Annotated in this window: 12 protein-coding genes and 1 tRNA gene; 10 read left to right on the forward strand and 3 right to left on the reverse strand. The window is 65.5% G+C overall.

Annotated features, from left to right (window positions below; all coding sequences use genetic code 11):
- Positions 1-9 precede the first annotated feature (9 nt).
- Both aceE and GO608_RS15355 read right to left on the reverse strand, forming a co-directional pair.
- A complete protein-coding gene (aceE, locus tag GO608_RS15350) occupies positions 10-2,685 on the reverse strand; it encodes a pyruvate dehydrogenase (acetyl-transferring), homodimeric type (RefSeq protein WP_169200312.1) in 2,676 nt (891 codons plus the stop codon).
- A gap of 416 nt (positions 2,686-3,101) precedes the next feature.
- Positions 3,102-4,280 (reverse strand): ABC transporter substrate-binding protein, encoded by a 1,179-nt coding sequence (locus GO608_RS15355; RefSeq protein ID WP_169200313.1) that lies wholly within the window; start codon positions 4,278-4,280, stop codon positions 3,102-3,104.
- Positions 4,281-4,532: 252 nt separating this feature from the next.
- On the opposite strand from GO608_RS15355, the gene GO608_RS15360 reads away from it, so the two are divergent.
- From GO608_RS15360 to GO608_RS15405, 10 genes are all read left to right on the forward strand, one after another.
- A complete protein-coding gene (locus GO608_RS15360; RefSeq protein ID WP_169200321.1) occupies positions 4,533-7,241 on the forward strand; it encodes a PAS domain-containing sensor histidine kinase in 2,709 nt (902 codons plus the stop codon).
- A complete protein-coding gene (locus GO608_RS15365) occupies positions 7,216-7,851 on the forward strand; it encodes a response regulator transcription factor (protein ID WP_169200314.1) in 636 nt (211 codons plus the stop codon). The genes GO608_RS15360 and GO608_RS15365 overlap by 26 nt, the downstream gene beginning before the upstream one ends.
- Before the next feature lie 119 nt (positions 7,852-7,970).
- Positions 7,971-9,611 carry a methyl-accepting chemotaxis protein gene (locus GO608_RS15370; RefSeq protein ID WP_247003190.1) on the forward strand — a complete coding sequence of 547 codons (1,641 nt, stop codon included), beginning with the start codon at positions 7,971-7,973 and terminating at the stop codon, positions 9,609-9,611.
- Between the two features lie 104 nt (positions 9,612-9,715).
- Complete coding sequence (locus GO608_RS15375; RefSeq protein ID WP_169200315.1) at positions 9,716-11,587, forward strand: thiamine pyrophosphate-dependent enzyme; 1,872 nt, start codon at positions 9,716-9,718, stop codon at positions 11,585-11,587.
- Positions 11,588-11,592: 5 nt separating this feature from the next.
- Positions 11,593-12,201, forward strand: a complete 609-nt coding sequence (locus GO608_RS15380) for an indolepyruvate oxidoreductase subunit beta (RefSeq protein WP_169200316.1) — start codon at positions 11,593-11,595, stop codon at positions 12,199-12,201.
- A gap of 62 nt (positions 12,202-12,263) precedes the next feature.
- On the forward strand, positions 12,264-13,136 hold the full coding sequence (gene folD, locus GO608_RS15385; RefSeq protein WP_169200317.1) for a bifunctional methylenetetrahydrofolate dehydrogenase/methenyltetrahydrofolate cyclohydrolase FolD: 873 nt from the start codon (positions 12,264-12,266) through the stop codon (positions 13,134-13,136).
- A 4-nt stretch (positions 13,137-13,140) separates the two neighbouring features.
- The gene (gene purE / locus GO608_RS15390; protein WP_169119878.1) at positions 13,141-13,635 is read left to right on the forward strand and encodes a 5-(carboxyamino)imidazole ribonucleotide mutase; all 495 of its coding nucleotides are present in this window, start codon (positions 13,141-13,143) and stop codon (positions 13,633-13,635) included.
- Positions 13,636-13,717: 82 nt separating this feature from the next.
- Entirely contained in the window at positions 13,718-14,878 is a 1,161-nt protein-coding gene (locus GO608_RS15395) for a 5-(carboxyamino)imidazole ribonucleotide synthase (protein ID WP_169200318.1), read from the forward strand.
- On the forward strand, positions 14,865-15,920 hold the full coding sequence (locus GO608_RS15400; protein ID WP_169200319.1) for an L-threonylcarbamoyladenylate synthase: 1,056 nt from the start codon (positions 14,865-14,867) through the stop codon (positions 15,918-15,920). The genes GO608_RS15395 and GO608_RS15400 overlap by 14 nt, the downstream gene beginning before the upstream one ends.
- A gap of 50 nt (positions 15,921-15,970) precedes the next feature.
- Positions 15,971-16,046: transfer RNA gene (locus tag GO608_RS15405), tRNA-Ala, on the forward strand.
- Between the two features lie 1,101 nt (positions 16,047-17,147).
- Here the strand turns inward: GO608_RS15405 and GO608_RS15410 are convergent.
- Positions 17,148-17,627, reverse strand: coding sequence for a hypothetical protein (locus GO608_RS15410; protein WP_211159603.1), 480 nt, complete (start codon positions 17,625-17,627; stop codon positions 17,148-17,150).
- Positions 17,628-17,671: the final 44 nt, after the last annotated feature.

A 17,671-nucleotide genomic window follows, 5' to 3' on the forward strand; every position in this document is an offset into this window, starting at 1 on the left:
CTGGGGCGCTCAGACGGTCATCGGGTTCGGCTTGTTCGGCTCGAGCTGGTACTTCAGCAGCGCGGCGGCGACCTTGTCGCGCTCGATCAGGCCGTCATCGGCGAGCGCCTTCAGCGCCGCGACCGTGATCCAGTGGCGATCGACCTCGAAGAAGTGGCGCAGCTTCTCGCGCGTGTCCGAGCGGCCGAAACCGTCGGTGCCGAGCGTCACGTAGGTGCGCTTGACGAAGGGGCGGATCTGCTCGGCGAACAGCTTGATGTAGTCGGTTGCGGCAACAACCGGGCCGCTCGTGTCCTTGAGGCACTTCTCGACGTGGCTGACGCGCGGCGCATCGAGCGGATGCAGCATGTTGAAGCGCTCGACGTCCTGGCCGTCGCGGACGAGCTCGTTGAAGCTCGGGCAGCCCCACAGGTCGGATTCGATACCCCAGTCGTTCTTCAGCAGGTCGGCGGCAGCGATGACTTCGCGGAAGATCGAGCCGGAACCGAGCAGCTGCACGCGCAGGTTGCTGGTCGACTCGCCCCCTTTGCGGAACGCATACATGCCCTTGATGATATCGGCTTCGGCGCCGGCGGGCATCTCGGGATGCTCGTAGTTCTCGTTCAGCACGGTGACGTAGTAATAGACGTCCTGCTGTTCGGCGAACATCCGGCGCATGCCGTCCTGCACGACGACGGCGACTTCGTACTGGAAAGTCGGGTCGTAGCTGACGCAGTTCGGGATCATGTTCGCGAGCAGCAGGCTGTGGCCGTCCTCGTGCTGCAGGCCTTCGCCGTTGAGCGTCGTGCGTCCCGAAGTGCCGCCGATCAGGAAGCCGCGCGTGCGCTGGTCGCCTGCCGCCCAGCACAGGTCCATCGTGCGCTGAAGGCCGAACATCGAATAGAAGATGTAGAAAGGGATCATCTGCACGCCATGCACCGAATACGCGGTGCCGGCGGCGATCCAGTCGGCCATCGCGCCGGCTTCGTTGATGCCTTCCTGCAGCACCTGGCCGGTCTTCGATTCCTTGTAGAACATCAGCTGGTCATGGTCTTCCGGCACGTAGTTCTGGCCTTGCTGGTTCCAGATGCCGTACTGGCGGAACATGCCTTCCATGCCGAATGTGCGCGATTCGTCGGGCACGATCGGCACGACATGGCGGCCGATCTGCTTGTCCTTCATCAGCGTGTTCATGATGCGCACCACGGCCATCGTCGTGGAGAGCTCGCGGCCTTCGCCGGAGGATTTCAGCAGCGCGGCGAACGTGGCGAGCGGCGGCACCGGAAGCGCTTCGGCCTGGCGGCGGCGAGCCGGCAGAAAGCCGCCCAGCGCCATGCGGCGTTCGAGCAGGTATTTCTGCTCGGGCGAATCGTCGGCGAACTTGAGATACGGCACCTCCGCAATCTGGTCGTCGGGCACCGGCAGCTCGAAACGGTCGCGGAAGCGGCGCACCGCGTCGGTGTCGAGCTTCTTCTGCTGGTGCGAAATGTTCATCGCCTCGCCGGCCTGGCCCATGCCGAAGCCCTTGATCGTCTTGGCGAGGATCAGCGTCGGCTGGCCCTTGTGCTCGACCGCCGCCTTGTACGCGGAGAAGATCTTGAACAGGTCATGGCCACCGCGGTTCAGGCGCCAGATCTCGTCGTCGGTCCAGTCGGCGACCATCGCCTTCAGTTCCGGGGTGTTGAAGAAATGCTCGCGCACGTAGGCGCCGTTCTTCGCCTTGAAAGTCTGGTACTCGCCGTCGACGCATTCCATCATGCGCTTCTTCAGCAGGCCCTTGGTGTCGCGCGCGAGCAGCGAGTCCCAGTGCGTGCCCCAGATGACCTTGATGACGTTCCAGCCGGCGCCGCGGAATTCGGCTTCGAGCTCCTGGATGATCTTGCCGTTGCCGCGCACCGGGCCGTCGAGGCGCTGCAGGTTGCAGTTGATGACGAAGATCAGGTTGTCGAGCTTTTCGCGCGCGGCCATGCCGATCGCGCCGAGCGTCTCGACTTCGTCGGTTTCACCGTCGCCGACGAAAGCCCATACCTTGCGGTCCTTCGCTTCGACCATGCCGCGGCTGTCGAGATACTTCATGAAGCGCGCCGCGTAGATCGCGCACAGGGGTCCGAGACCCATCGACACCGTCGGGAACTGCCAGAAGTCCGGCATCAGCCACGGGTGCGGGTACGACGAAATGCCTTTGCCGGAGACTTCCTGGCGATAGCCGTCGAGCTGTTCTTCCGTGAGGCGGCCGAGCATGTACGCGCGGGCATAGACGCCCGGCACCGAGTGGCCCTGGAAGAAGATCAGGTCGCCGCCGTTGTCCTTCGTCGGCGCACGCCAGAAATGTGAGAAGCCGACGTCATAAAGGGCGGCAGCCGACGCGAACGACGCGATGTGGCCGCCGACGTTGGTGTGCTTGTTCGCGCGCACGACCATCGCCATCGCGTTCCAGCGGATGTAGGAGTGCAGCTTGATCTCCATGTCCGGGTTGCCCGGGTATTTCGGCTGCTGGCTGGCGGGGATCGTGTTGATGTATTGGGTCGTCGCAGAATAGGGGATGTCGATCCCTTCCTCACGGCCGGCCTCGATCATTTTCTCGATCAGGAAGTGGGCCCGTTCGGGGCCTTCGTTGGCGACGACGCCGGCGAGAGCGTCGAGCCATTCCTGGGTTTCCTGGCTGTCCTGGTCGGGCTGCAGGATCACGTTCGATGTAGCGGCCATTCTCTGTCTCCTCATCGATTGAGGTTTGCGGTTTCCGCTCTTGTGGAGCAGTCGGGGCTGAATCGTGGATCGCCGACCCTGCATCCGGTCAGCAAGTTTCACATTCTAAAATGTGTTTTCGTGATGCGCAATAAAGATGCAGTAAATTTCATGGCGAATGACTCGCAGCGGGGGTCTTGCAGGCAGGTCACAGGCAGTTTGCTGCGGGAAGCGAAGGGACAGGTCGAACGTGTCTCGCGGCGACGCGCGGCTGCCAGGCGAAAGGGCCGGCGAAAGCAGTCGCGGCGGCGTGCGGAGTCGCGCAAAAGTGCGGGACCGCGGAAGATGCGGAGCAGTGGAAAAAAATCGGCCGGGGGAGAGGGAGGGAGGGAGAGGTCCCCCGGCCGATGGGTAAAACGGGAGAGGAGGCGCCCGGCTCATTTGCCTGACGCTCTGCGCCGATCCTCGTCATAGGCGAACACCACTTTGCCGTCTCGCACCTCGCCCATGAAAATGTCATGAACGCTGGTGATGGTCTCGTGGTTGTCCTTCGAGAAGGGCTGGTGATAAGTCATGATGACTCCCTCGACCTTCTCGCGCAGTTCTTCTAGCGCCTCGCGTATCCGGTCGCCTTCCGTGCTGCCAGCCTGCCGGATCGCGGCGGCGAGCAAGAGGAGGGAATCATACCCTTGCGCCGCGGCCGGCGGCACCGGGATGCGCGCGCTGCCGCTGGATTTTTTCCACGCGTCGAGAAACGCGCGGCGCCGCGGCGTCGTCGGCTCGGCGATGAAGGTCTGCGGCATCCGCGCGCCTTCGGCATTCGGCCCGGCGTTGTCGATGAAGTTCGACATCGCCAGCGTCCAGCTGCCGATCAGCGGCACGCGCCAGTTCATCCGCGCCATGCCGTTGGCGATCTGCGCGAGTTCGGGGCCGATGCCGTAGGTCAGGATCGCTTCGGCGCCGGCCTCGCGCGCGCGGCGTAGCTGCGTCGTCATGTCCGATTCGCGGATCTGGAAGCGCTCGACGGTGACCGGATGGACGCCGCGTGCGGCGAGCGCGCGCTCGAGGTCCTCGCGGCCGAGCTGGCCGTAGTTGGTCGCATCGTGGAAGATCGACACGCGCTTCAGGCCGCGCCGGTCGATCGCTTCCATGACGATCATCGCCGCTTGCAGCGTGTCGTTCGCCGAGATGCGGAAGACGAAATTGTCCGGATATTGCGGCGGGACGAACTGCTTCGTGATGACCGAACCGGTCGCCACCGACGTGATCACCGGAATGCGCGCATGCTGGTACGCGCGCTGGCTCGCGAGCGCGACGCCGGTGTTGACGATGCCGAGGCCGGCGACGACGTGCTCCTTCTCGATGAGTTCCTGGACGACCTGGGCGCCGCGCTCGTTGCGCGCCTCGTCGTCGCGTTCGATGAGCTCGATGGGCCGGCCGAGAACGCCGCCGCCGGCGTTGATTTCGGCCGCGGCGATGCGGATCCCCTCGCGCATCGAGATGCCCATCGGGCTCGAGCCGCCCGTGAAGGGGCCGGACACCCCGATCCGCAGCGGCGGCGCGGCGTGGACCGACAGCGCGAGCAGGCACAATAGGGCAAGGATCAGGCGTGGCACGCGAAGTCTGCCAGGGTTGTCGTCGAAAGGGCAATTTACGCGGCATGCGGCCGGGCAAGAATTGGCGAAAACCCGCAGCGCCGGATTGCGCCCGTCGCGGGTGCGGGCCTCCTGAATCCGCTCCAACGGTAGGGGAAAGACCCGATGTCGCCGATGACGCGCCGCGGCAAGAATGCGCTCGAGCCATCGGGCGACGCTTTCGCTGCCCTGCGCTTCACTCCGGAACTGCCGTCTGCCTTGGTCTTCGCTTTCATGAACGACATCGATTCGTCCCGTTTCACGCGAGCCCGCTGGTACTGGACCGCGCCGTACGTGGCCGTGGGCGTGTTCGCGCTGACGATGCTCGCGCTGGTGTGGCTGCTGCAGACGCGTGAAGCCGAGAGCGAGCGCAACGCGGTGGCGCGCGACGTCCAGTGGGCGGAGCAGACGATGCGCCTGCACATGCAGGGCACCGAGGAGTTTCTCGGGCAGCTCGCGCGGGATCTGGCTGCCGACGCGCTCGACATGGACGGCTTCCAGGTGCGCGCGAACCAGCACATCGCGAACAACGCCGAGCTGGTGAATATCGTGTGGGTCGGTCCGGAGGAGGCGGTGCGCTGGTCGGCGCCGTTCGACACCACCGACTGGCTCGTCGGCGACGGGCTGTCCGGCCTGCAGACGCAGGCGTTCTACCGTGCGCGCGAACTTTCACGGCCGAGCTACGGCGCGCCCTACGCGAATCCGCGCGACAAGGTGGTGCTCGAAGTCTATGTGCCGGTGCGGCGCGGGCGCGAATTTCTCGGCGCGGTGATCGGCGTATATTCGATCGACCGCATGGTCCGCCACCTCGTGCCGAGCTGGTTCGCCGAGAAATACCGGCTCGCGCTGATCAGCGACAAAGGCGAGAGCCTGGCCGTCAATTCGCGCGTGCGCGATCTCGACGAGAGCGTGTCGTACCAGATTCCGCTCGATCCGCCGGGCAACGGGCTCACGCTGCGGGCCACCGCGTTCCGCACCGGCAGCCAGCTGCCCCAGGCCTTGCCGACAGCGATGATCCTCGGCCTGTCGGTGATCGTGCTGTGGAGCCTGTGGCTGCTGCGCACCCACGTGCAGCGCCGCGTGCAGGTCGAGAAGGAACGTGACCGCCTCTTCAACCTGTCGCTCGACCTGCTGTGCATCGTCGGCCTCGATGGCGTATTCCGCCGCGCGAACCCCGCATTCGAGCGGATTCTCGGCTACGCGCCGGACGACCTGCTCGGTCACCCGCTGCTCGATCTGGTGCATCCCGACGACGTCTCCGCCACAGTCGAGCAGATGCGCCGGCTGTCGGCAGGCGAGCCGGTGAGCTTGGAGAACCGTTGCCGCTGCGTCGACGGCAGCTTCAAGTGGCTTGCGTGGAGCATCAACCCGGTACGCGAGGAGAAGCTCGTCTACGCCGTCGCGCACGACATCACCGGTCGCAAGGCGGGCGAGGATGCGCTGCGCGCCGAGTCGTCGTTCCGCAAGGCGATGGAGGAATCCGTCGTCACCGGGATGCGGGCGATCGATCTGGACGGACGCATCATCTATGTGAACCCCGCGTTTTGCCGCATGGTCGGTTTCGAGCCTGACGAACTCATCGGCGCGTCGCGGCCGTTCCCGTACTGGCCGCTCGAGGACCTGCAGCTGTGCAGCGACAACCTCGACTTGACACTGCTCGGGCGGGCGCCGCCCGGGGGGTTCGAGATGCGCATTCGGCGCAAGAACGGCGAGCGGCTCGACGCGCGCTTCTACCTGTCGCCGCTGATCGACAACAGCGGCACGCAGACCGGCTGGATGGCCTCGGTGACCGACATCACCGAGCCTAAGCGCATCCGCGCGGCGCTCGAAGCCGCCCACGAGCGCTTCGAGGCGGTGCTCGACGGGCTCGAAGCGGCCGTGTTCGTCGCCGACGCGGGCAGCGATGAAATCCTGTTCGCGAACCGCGCATTCAAGAGCATCCACGGTTTCGACGCCGTCGGGCGTACGGTGCATGGCGTCGCGGTGCCGCAGCCCGAGCGCGGTGACTACCGGCTCGACCCGCACGCCCTCAAGCCGGCCGACATGCCACGCGAACTCTTCGATGGCGAACTGCAGCATCCGCTGTCGGGGCGCTGGTACCACGTGCGCGAGCGCGCGACGCGCTGGGTCGACGGCCGCGTCGTGCGCATGGGGATCGCCACCGACATCACCGAGCGCAAGCAGACCGCTGAGGTCTCGCGCCAGCAAGCCGAGCGCCTGCAGCGCACGTCGCGCCTGATCACGATGGGTGAGATGGCTTCGACGCTCGCGCACGAGCTCAACCAGCCGCTGGCCGCGATCGCGAACTATTGCATGGGCTGCGTGACCCGCATCCAGGCGGGGAACGTCCGCGGCGAAGACCTGCTCGCGGCGATGCAGAAAGCGAGCTTCCAGGCCGAGCGGGCCGGCAAGATCATCCGCCGCGTGCGCGAGTTCGTGAAAAAGAGCGAGCCGCGCCGCAGCGCGGTGCAGATTTCCGAAGTGCTCGACGACGCGATCGGGTTCGCGGAAATCGACGCCAAAAGGATGAGCTCGCGCATCGTCTCGGACGTCGCGGCCGCACTGCCGGCGGTGTTTGCCGACCGCATCATGATCGAGCAGGTGGTGCTGAACCTCGTCAAGAACGGCATCGATTCGATGGCCGACCTGCCGCGCGACGAACGCGTGCTGATCGTGAGGGCGCGCGCGCTCGGGCCGAGCGCCGTCGAAGTGTCGGTCATCGACCGCGGCCACGGCATCGGGGAGGATGATCGTGCGCGCCTCTTCACGCCGTTCTACACGACCAAGGCCGAAGGGATGGGGATGGGGCTGAACATCTGTCGTTCGATCATCGAGTTCCACGATGGGCGTCTGGTGGTCGACTCGAACCCCGATGGCGGTACCATCTTCTCCTTTACGCTGCCTACGGAGGTTGCCAGTGAGCGAGTCGTCCGGCGTGCCTGAGCAGAACATCTACATCGTCGACGACGACGAGGCCCTGCGCGATTCGCTCGTGTGGCTGCTCGAATCGAGCGGTTACCGCGCAGTCGCCTTCGAATCGGCGGAGCAGTTTCTCGCCGCGTACCAGCCGGCGATGGCCGGCTGCCTCGTGCTCGACGTGCGGATGCCGGGCATGAGCGGTTTCGAACTGTTCGAGGAACTGCGCCGCCAGCGTTCGACGCTGCCGGTGATTTTCATCACCGGCCACGGCGACGTGCCGATGGCGGTGTCGGCGGTCAAGAAAGGCGCAGTCGATTTCATCGAGAAGCCGTTCGGCGACCGCGACATGCTCGGGCTGATCGAACGGTGCCTCGCCGCCGAACAGGAAAGCCGCGGCAAGCGCCGGCTCGAAGCCGACACCACGCGCCGGCTCGGCAGTCTGACGCAGCGCGAACGCGAAGTGCTCGACCTGATCATCGCCGGCAAGCTCAACAAGCAGATCGCCGACGTCCTCGGCATCAGCATCAAGACCGTCGAAGTGCATCGTGCAAGGGTGATGGAGAAAATGGGCGCCCACTCGCTCGCCAAACTGGTTCAGCACGTCATTTCCGCCGAGCCAGACGCGGCACGCTGAGCGGTTTCGCTCCGGGAAGGTGCCGCCCGCCGGCGCGGGCGGCACGCCTAAAGTTTCGCTGCGCCGGTCCGATAAGAACCCCGTCGGTTTCCGCTTCAATATTTCCCCCGGGGTGTTTCGTGCCAAATTTTTTCCATCTGAAAGTGGGCACTCGCCTGCGTCTCATTGTCCTGATCGCATTCGGGCTGTTCGCTGCGGTCATGTGGCAGTCGCTCGCCTCGCTGGGCGAAGTGATGCTCGACGAACGCAAGAGCAGCACCCGTTACGCCGTCGAGTCGGCGCATGGCGTGATCGAGCATTTCCAGCGGCGGGAACTCGCCGGGGAGATGAGCCGCGACGACGCGCAGGCCGCGGCAATGGGTGTTATCAAGAGCATGCGTTACGGTGACGGAGAATACTTCTTCATCCTCGACATGCACCCGCACACGCTGATGCATCCGGTCAATCCCGATCTCGATGGCAAGGACATGCGCGCCGCGGCCGACCCGAACGGAAAGCGCATGTTCATCGAATTCGTCGAAGTCGTGGGCAAGTTCGGCGCCGGCTACGTCGACTACGTGTGGCCGAAGCCGGGCAAGAGCGAACCGCAGCCGAAGGTGTCCTACGTGCAGGGGTTCGCGCCGTGGGGCTGGCTGGTCGGCAGCGGCGTGTATGTCGACGATGTCGACGAGACGTTCTGGCAGCACACGCGCTACACCTTCGTCTTCGGCGCCCTCGCGGCGCTGCTCGTGATCCTGCTGTCGTGGCGCATCGGGCGCGGAATCCTGCGCCAGCTCGGCGGAGAACCGTCGGAGCTGCAGCAGGTGGCCGGTCAGATCGCCGAACGCGACCTGACTTCGCACCTCAAGGTCGCGGCAGGCGACACGCGTAGCATCACGTATGCGATGGAGCAGATGCAGTCGCGCCTTGCCGAAGTGATCCGGCGGGTCCGCGACAACGCTCGCGACGTGACGGTGGCGGTGCGCGAAGCGGCCGATACCGGGCGCTCGATCCACGAAGCGTCGATGCGCCAGTCGGAAGTCGCGGGTGGCACTGCGGCGGCGATCGAGCAGATGGCGGTGAGCATCGCGCATGTGTCGGAGAACACTGAAGAAGTGTGCGGCAACTCGCAGCGCACCGTCGAAGTCGCGCTGCGCGGCGAAGGGCTTGCGCGCGACGCGTCGGAGGGCATCGCGCAGATCTCCGCCACCGTCACCAGCGCTGCGGCGCAGATCCAGGTGCTGCGCGACCGCTCCGGTGAAATCGGCAAGATCGCCAACGTGATCCGCGAGATTTCCGACCAGACGAACCTGCTCGCCCTGAACGCCGCAATCGAGGCGGCGCGAGCCGGTGAACAGGGACGCGGCTTCGCGGTCGTCGCCGACGAGGTGCGCAAGCTCGCCGAGCGCACCGGCGCCGCGACGACGCAGATCTCGCAGGTCATCGTCTCGGTGCAGGCCGAAACGGAAAGCGCGGTCGCCAGCATCGAGCAGATCGTGTCGAAAGTCGATTCGGGCGCGCGCCTGTCCAAGCAGGCTGCCGAGGCGCTGCACGAGATTCGCGAGGGCGCGCGGGACACGCTGGTGCGCCTCGAGGAAGTGGTGTCGTCGATGAAGGAGTTGTCCTCGGCGAGCAACAGCGTCGCGACGAACATGCAGGAAGTCGCCGAGGTCGCCGAGCGCAGCAGCGCCGAGATCCGCGGCAGCAACGAGTCGACGGCGCGCCTCAGGCACAGCGCCGAAGCGCTGGAGCAGCTGACGGCCGGATTCCGTATCGGCTGATTTCCGCTCCCGTCGCGGCAACGTTGCGTCGCTTGATCTGGATCAACGGAGTAAAGTCGACCGATCGGTAATCTTTGTGCTCTTTAATCCCCGGGGTCCATCCGATGTCTGCGTCCCAGCCCGTGCCGGCAGCGGCCCGGCTTTTTCTGTCCGGTAACGAAGCCGTGGCGCGTGCAGTGTGGGAGGCCGGCACGCGTGTCGCCGCCGCCTATCCCGGCACTCCGTCGACCGAAATTCTCGAGGTGCTGGCGAAGTATCCCGACCTGTACACCGAATGGTCGGTCAATGAAAAGGTGTCGCTAGAAGTCGCGCTCGGCGCATCGATGGTCGGCGCTCGCGCGTTCTGCGCGATGAAGCACGTCGGCCTGAATGTGGCGTCCGATGCGCTGATGACGATGACCGTAACCGGCACCGAGGGCGGGCTCGTGATCGCCGTCGCCGACGACGTCGGCATGTCGTCGTCGCAGAACGAGCAGGATTCGCGTTACTGGGGGCGTTTCGCGCATCTGCCGGTGCTCGAGCCCGCCGACTCGCAGGAAGCCTATGCGATGACGCGTGCGGCGTTCGAACTCTCCGAGCGCTTTCGCACGCCGGTGATCCTGCGCCTGACGACGCGCATCTGCCACGTCAAGGGTGTCGTCGTCGCCGGTGAGCGCGAGGCGGTCGAGCCGGGCGGTTTCACGAAGGACCCGCGCCGCTGGGTGATGGTGCCGGGCAACGCGAAGCCGCGCCTGCCGCTGATGTTCGAGCGCGAAGCCGCGGTGCGCGCCGAAGCCGAGACTTCGCCGCTGAACTTCGTTGTCGACGGCAGCGACCGGCGTATCGGCTTCGTGACTTCCGGCCCGGCCTTCATGCACGTGCGCGAGGCTTTCCCCGATGCGCCGGTCTTCAAGCTGGGTCTCTCCTGTCCGCCGCCGCTCGATAGCCTCGGCAAATTCGCCGCGACCGTCGACACCGTGCTGGTCGTCGAGGAGACCGAGCCGCTGCTCGAGACCGAGCTCAAGGCCGCCGGCATCGCGTGCCACGGCAAGGATGTGCTGCCGCGCACCGGTGAACTCGCGCCCGACGCGCTGCACCTCGGCGTCGCCCGCTTGCGCGGCGAAGTCGTCGCCGAGCCCGAGCACGTCGTGCCGCAGCAAGTGTTCCCGCGTCCGCCGACGATGTGCGTCGCGTGTCCGCATCTGGGCGTCTATTACACGCTGTCGCAGATGCGCAACGTGATGATTGCCGGCGACATCGGCTGCTATACCCTCGGTGCCGGCCATCCGTGGAACGCGCTCGACTCCTGCATCTCGATGGGCGCGTCGATGGGCACTGCGCTCGGCATGGACAAGGGGCGCGGCAAGGTCGATGAGAACAAGAAGGTCGTCGCCGTGATCGGCGACTCGACTTTCATGCACATGGGCATGCAGGGCCTGCTCGACATCACGTGGAACCGCGGCAACGTCACGGTGCTCTTGCTCGACAACCGCGCCGTCGGCATGACCGGGGGGCAGGACAACCCGGGCAGCGGGCGCGACCTGCACGGCGAGGAAACCACGCGCGTCGATTTCGCCAAGCTGTGCGAAGCGCTCGGCGTGAAGAAGGAGCGCATCCGCGTCCTCGATCCGTACCAGCTGCCGGTGCTGTTCAAGGCGCTGCGCGAAGAGACGAAGATCGAGGAGCCGTCCGTCATCATCACCGATCGCCCGTGCGTGCTGATCGACCACTACGTGCCGACGAAGCCGTACCTGGTGAAAGAGGATCGTTGCACGGGCTGCGGCAACTGCGTCGATGTGGGGTGTCCGGCGATTCACGTGACCCGTCGCGACAAGGAGGTCAAGGCGTCCGGCAAGGAAGTCGACCTGTCGTTCGTGCGCATCGACACTTCGGCCTGCACCGGTTGCGGCCTGTGCGTGCAGCCGTGCGCGCCCGAAGCGATCATCCACGCCGAGCCCGTGCAAACGCTGCAGCCCGTGCAGTTCGTCAGGAAATGAGCGACATGTCGAAAGTGACCAACATTCTCGTGTGCGGCGTCGGCGGGCAGGGCGTCATGACCGCCACCGAAATCCTCGCCGAAGCGGCGATCTCGCTCGGCTTCGACGTCAAGAAAACCGAAGTCGCCGGCATGAGCCAGCGCGGCGGCGTCGTCACGTCGCACCTGCGCTTCGGCCACGAGGTGCTGTCGCCGCAGATTCTTCCGGGCGAGGCCGACCTGCTGATCGGCTTCGAGTCGGCCGAAGCGCTGCGCTGGGGCCACATGCTGCGCCCGGCCGGCGTCGCGCTCGTCAATAGCGGGCGCATCGTGCCGCCGGTCGTCAATATCGGCCTGTTCGACTATCCCGAGCAACCGGTCGCGCAGATGCGCACGCTCGGCCTGCGGGTGCATGATTTCGACGCGACGGCCCTCGCGGTGCAGCTCGGCAACATCCGCCTCGGCAACACGGTGATGCTCGGCGCGAGTTCGGACTGGCTGCCGTTCCCGGCGGAAGTGCTGCGCGACGCGGTGTTGGCACGCTTCGGTAGCCGCAAACCGAAGCTCGTCGACGCCAATCGCGAGGCGTTCGCCGCCGGCCGGCGCGCGGTCGCGGGAGAAACGCTCGCCGCGTGAGCGTCGCACGCGCACAGGCCCCTGATCGTGCGATAAAATCGCCGGTTTTTGGGATAACGACGATGACCGCTCGCATTCTTGACGGCAACGCCCTTTCCGCGCGCGTCCGCGGCGAACTCGCCGAGCGCGCCGCCGCCCTTGCCGCCCGGGGCGTGCAGCCGTGTCTCGCGGTGATCCTGGTCGGCGCGAACCCCGCGTCGGCAGTGTATGTGCGCAACAAGGTTGCCGCGTGCGAGAAAGCGGGCATCCGTTCGCTGCGTTTTGATTTTGCCGCCGATGTCGATGCCGGCGAAGTCATGGCGAAGATCGCCGACCTCAACGCCGATCCCGCGGTGCATGGCATCCTCGTGCAGCTGCCGTTGCCGAAGCAGTTCAATGAAGCCGAAGTGCTCGAGGCGATCCGCGTCGAGAAGGATGTCGACGGCTTCCACGCCGAGAACGTCGGCCGGCTGTCGCAGGGCCAGGAAGCGTTCCTGCCGTGCACGCCGCACGGCGTCATGAAAATGCTCGAAGCCGGGGACGTGCCGGTGCAGGGCGCCGAAGCGGTTGTCATCGGCCGCTCGAACATTGTCGGCAAGCCGATGGCGATGCTGCTGACCAACGCCGGCGCGACCGTCACCGTCACCCACTCGAAGACGCGCGACCTCGCGTTCCACACCCGTCGCGCCGACATCCTCGTCGCCGCGATCGGCAAGCCGCGTTTCGTCACCGGCGACATGATCAAGCCGGGGGCCGTCGTCATCGACGTCGGAATCAACCGCCTGAACGAAGGGCCGGATGCCGGCAAGCTGTGCGGCGACGTCGACTTCGAGTCGGCGAAGGAGGTGGCGTCGCTGATCACGCCGGTGCCGGGCGGCGTCGGCCCGATGACGATCACGATGCTGCTCGCGAACACCGTCGAGTCGGCCGAGCGCGTCGCGCGCCGCAAAGGTTGAGACGATGAGCGACAAGCCCCTCGTCGGGATCATTATGGGCTCGAATTCCGACTGGCCGACGATGCAGGCCGCGGCGAAGATGCTCGCCGAATTCGACGTGCCGTACGAGGCTCGCGTGGTGTCCGCCCACCGCACGCCGGACCTGATGTTCGTCTATGCCGACAGCGCGCGCGAACGCGGCCTCAAGGCGATCATCGCCGGCGCAGGCGGCGCGGCACACCTGCCCGGCATGGTCGCGGCGAAGACGACGCTGCCCGTGCTCGGCGTGCCGGTGCAGTCGAAAGCGCTGTCGGGGCAGGATTCGCTGTTGTCGATCGTGCAGATGCCGAAAGGCATCCCGGTCGCGACTTTCGCAATCGGTGAAGCCGGTGCAGCCAATGCGGCGCTTTTCGCCGTCGCGCTGCTCGCGAACGAGGACGCCGCACTCGCCGAAAAACTCGCCGCGTTCCGCGCCCGCCAGACGCAGGCGGTGCTCGACATGACCCTGGATCCGGTATGACAGTCCCCACGCTCGCGGCGCTAGCCGCTACGCTGCCCCTGAGGACGAACGCATTCCTGGGGACGCTCTTGCGGAGGGCGCGATGATCCTCCCTCCCGCAATCCTCGGCATGCTTGGTGGCGGCCAACTCGGCCGCTTCTTCGTTTCTGCCGCCCACGAAATGGGTTACCGCGTGTGGGTGCTCGATCCGGACTCGCACAGCCCGGCCGGCCTGATCGCCGACCGCCACCTCGTCGCCGCCTACGATGACTACGCCGCACTCGACGAGCTCGCGGCGACCTGTGCTGGCGTGACGACCGAGTTCGAAAACGTCCCGGCCGCAACGCTCGATTACCTCGCCAAATTCCTTTCGGTGCACCCTTCGGCGAGCGCTGTCGCGGTATGCCAGAACCGCATCGCAGAGAAGACTTTTCTCGCCGACAACGGCCTGCCACACGGCCCGTTCGCTGTCGTCCGCCACGAGGCCGAAGTCCGCAACGCTGGTGCGGGCCTGTTCCCCGCAGTCCTCAAGGTGGCCCGCTTTGGCTACGACGGCAAGGGGCAAGCGCGTGTCGCAAATCCCGATGAAGCCTTGCACGCGTTCCATCAGTTCGGCGGCGAAGCCTGCGTGCTCGAGAAGATGCTGGACCTCGACTGCGAATTGTCGGTCGTCCTCGCGCGCGACGAGGCGGGCAACGTGCGCTGTTTCGATCCGTGCGAAAACCGCCACCGTCACGGCATTCTCGACGTCACCATCGCGCCGGCCGGGGTCGCCGCGGCACTCATCGCGCGGGCCCGCGAGGTCGCCGGACAGATCGCGGGGAAGCTCGGCTATGTCGGCACGCTCGGCGTCGAGTTCTTCGTCTGCGGCGGCGCACTTTACGTGAACGAAATGGCGCCCCGCCCGCACAACAGCGGCCATCACACGATCGATGCCTGCGTCACCAGCCAGTACGAGCAGCAGGTAAGGGCGCTGTGCGGACTGCCGCTCGGCGAGCCGCGCGCGCACAGCGCCGCGGTGATGGTGAATCTGCTCGGCGAACTCTGGTACGACGACGCGCATGCCAGCAGCACATACCGTGAGCCCGACTGGTCCGTGCTCCACGCAGTGCCCAATCTCCGGCTGCACCTGTACGCGAAACATCACGCGCGCGCAGGGCGAAAAATGGGGCATTTCACGGTGATCGGCGATGACGCCGAAAAAACGCTCGCCGCGGCGCTGCACGGGCGGGCAGCGATCGGCATCCGCGATGACGAGCGCTGACGTCGCTCCGGCGATCCCGGACGACGAGATCCGCCGCGCCGCCGGGCTGCTGCGCGCGGGTGAACTCGTCGGCATGCCGACCGAGACGGTCTACGGGCTTGCCGCCGATGCGCTCAATGTTGCCGCGGTCGGCAGGATCTTCGCCGCGAAAGGCCGTCCCGCCGACCACCCGCTGATCGTCCACCTGCCCGACGCCGGCCATCTGGCGCGCTGGGCGCGCGAGATTCCGGACGACGCTTTCGCGCTTGCCCGCGCCTTCTGGCCCGGGCCGCTGACCCTGATCCTGAAGCGCCACCATGGCGTCCCCAACGCCATCACCGGCGGCCAGGACACCGTCGGCCTGCGCGTGCCGGACCACCCGGTCGCGCTCGCGCTGCTGCAGGCTTTCGATTCGGGCATCGCTGCGCCATCCGCCAACCGCTTCGGGCGCATCAGCCCAACGACCGCGGAGCACGTGCGGCAGGAACTCGGCGACAAGGTCGCGCTGATCCTCGATGGCGGCCCGTGCGCGGTTGGCATCGAATCCACGATCCTCGACCTGTCACGCGATGCACCGCAGATCCTGCGCCCCGGCGCGATCTCCGCCGCAGACATCGCCCGCGTCATCGGTCGCCCCGCGCAGTTCCGGACAGCCCCGATCGGCCAGGCCAGCATCGGGGACGACAGGGACGGCGCCACCGACGACGGCGAACCGCGCGTATCGGGCTCGCTATCGGCGCACTACGCGCCGCGCACGCCCCTGCAGATGGCCGCCGCTTCGCAACTCGTCGAACTCGCGGCCACGCTCGCCGCGGAAGGAAGCCGTGTCGCCGTTCTGGCGCGCCGCTGCCAGGATCCCCAGGATGCACGCCTGATCTGGCGCGCCGCACCGATCGACGCTGCCGGCTATGCGCACGCACTCTACGCGAACCTGCGCGACCTCGACGCCTGCAGCGCTGATTTCATCGTCGTCGAAACCCTGCCCGCAACCGATGAGTGGCAAGCGATCAACGACCGCCTCGGCCGCGCCGCGGCCGGCTCCGGAGACGCCGACGAAACGTGAAAAACCCCTTTCAAAATGAAAACGTCACCGCTATAATTCGCCGCTCTTGAGGGCCGATAGCTCAGCTGGGAGAGCGCTGCGTTCGCAATGCAGAGGTCGAGGGTTCGATCCCCTTTCGGTCCACCAATTCAAAAAGGCCAGACGTTGCTCTGGCCTTTTTCACGTCCGCTCGAAACGCCAGCACTGGCGCGGGTTCCGGCGATCCGTGCGAAAGGTGCGGGCGCGCCAGAAACCCCACATTCGTCATAAATCACACAAAAATGAGGCAGAGAGGGCTCTCTACTCTCTGTTTGTGCGAAAGGCGGTTTCGCACGCGTCCTATGAAGATCAACGGGTTACGAAGGCCGGTTTGAATCATGATTTGGTTGGCGAGGGCGACTGCGCTCGAGCCTATGACGTGAGCAAAGCCGAGAGATACGTGCTTGGACGTCGTGGGTGCGGGCATTACGGCGTCCCCCGGCTCTGCCGATCGTTGTCGGTAGTCGTGTAGGGTGTTTTGAACGCTCTCCATAGTCTTCATCGTGAACTTCGACGCGAACGTCTGGATCCCCCCAAAGCATGCAAGGGCCCGTCGCTAGCGGGAGCTCGCCCTTGGCAATTAGGCGGTTCATGGCCCTGGACTTTGCGTCACGTTCTTTCGGGCTGTATCCGTTGTACCAGTTTCCGTCAGCCATGCGGAGCCTCACAAAGGACTGCCACGGAGTGCTTTCTTACCGATCGACGTCGCGTTAAAACGGCGCTCACGGACATTGCGGGTACATTCCGCCAGCCGAAGCCGAGGCAAGTTATTACCGCAACCTGAGCGAGCAGGCGGTCGTCGCCTGACTCAAACAAAACGGCCTCCGCGAAACCCGGGGCGATTCACTTTGAAGGCGTAGTCCGCCTTGGGTCGTGACAAGCGGCGCTGAGAGCCATGTTTACGGCTGCCATTGGCGTATGTCTTTCAAGAGCTTTTGATCTCGACCGACGGTTTTCGGTCAGCATTGAAGTGGTCGAAGCGTCATTGCCCTCACTTGCTCCCCGTTACCCACAAGCGCTAATATTTGGTTTGATCCTGGTCGCCCACCCACCACCAGAATTCCTAAGAAGGATCAGCAGGTTACGCCAAGTAGCCTACTGGTCCTTTTCTCTTTTGTGCCCCTGTTGCACATCTCCAGTGTGATCAAAGTGTGATCACGCACGAGCAGTCACAACCACGACTGCCTACGGGAAGTGTCCCAAGTCGGTTCACCGGCTGTCAAGCAACGCGCTTGGTCCCGCATCAAGGCAACCGCAGCGGAACAGCGGGAACTGTGGCGGGAGGTTGGAGAGGCACTGTTGGCGGGTCGGAAGGCGAACAAGGCCGACCAGAAGTTCAGCCAGTGGCTCAAGGCACATGGCTTCGATGACATCAAGACCAACACACGTGCTGATGCTATGTGGTGGGCAGGCCATGCTGCTGGTCTCCGCTCGGCGGATACCGAACTGACCCACCCAGCGCAACTGCGGAAGTGGTTCAACGAGCAGGAGAAGACCTCTAGCCTCCCCGAAGACCTCCAGCAGATTGACGCTGAGAAGGTCGAGACCATCGAGCTTGACCAGCGATCCACTGAGAAGGTCGCCAAGGTCATCAACCGCGCCAAGTCCGGTGATGAAGGGAGTGAGACCGCGAAGAGGCACGCTGGAATGATCTATCATATGTCTTTGTTCTTCCTTCCAGGGAATCATGGTGAAGGTGCTTATAGCCCACAAAGAGAGAATTCAACGTGCCC

The sequence above is a fragment of the Aromatoleum buckelii genome, from assembly GCF_012910785.2.
GTDB lineage: Bacteria > Pseudomonadota > Gammaproteobacteria > Burkholderiales > Rhodocyclaceae > Aromatoleum > Aromatoleum buckelii.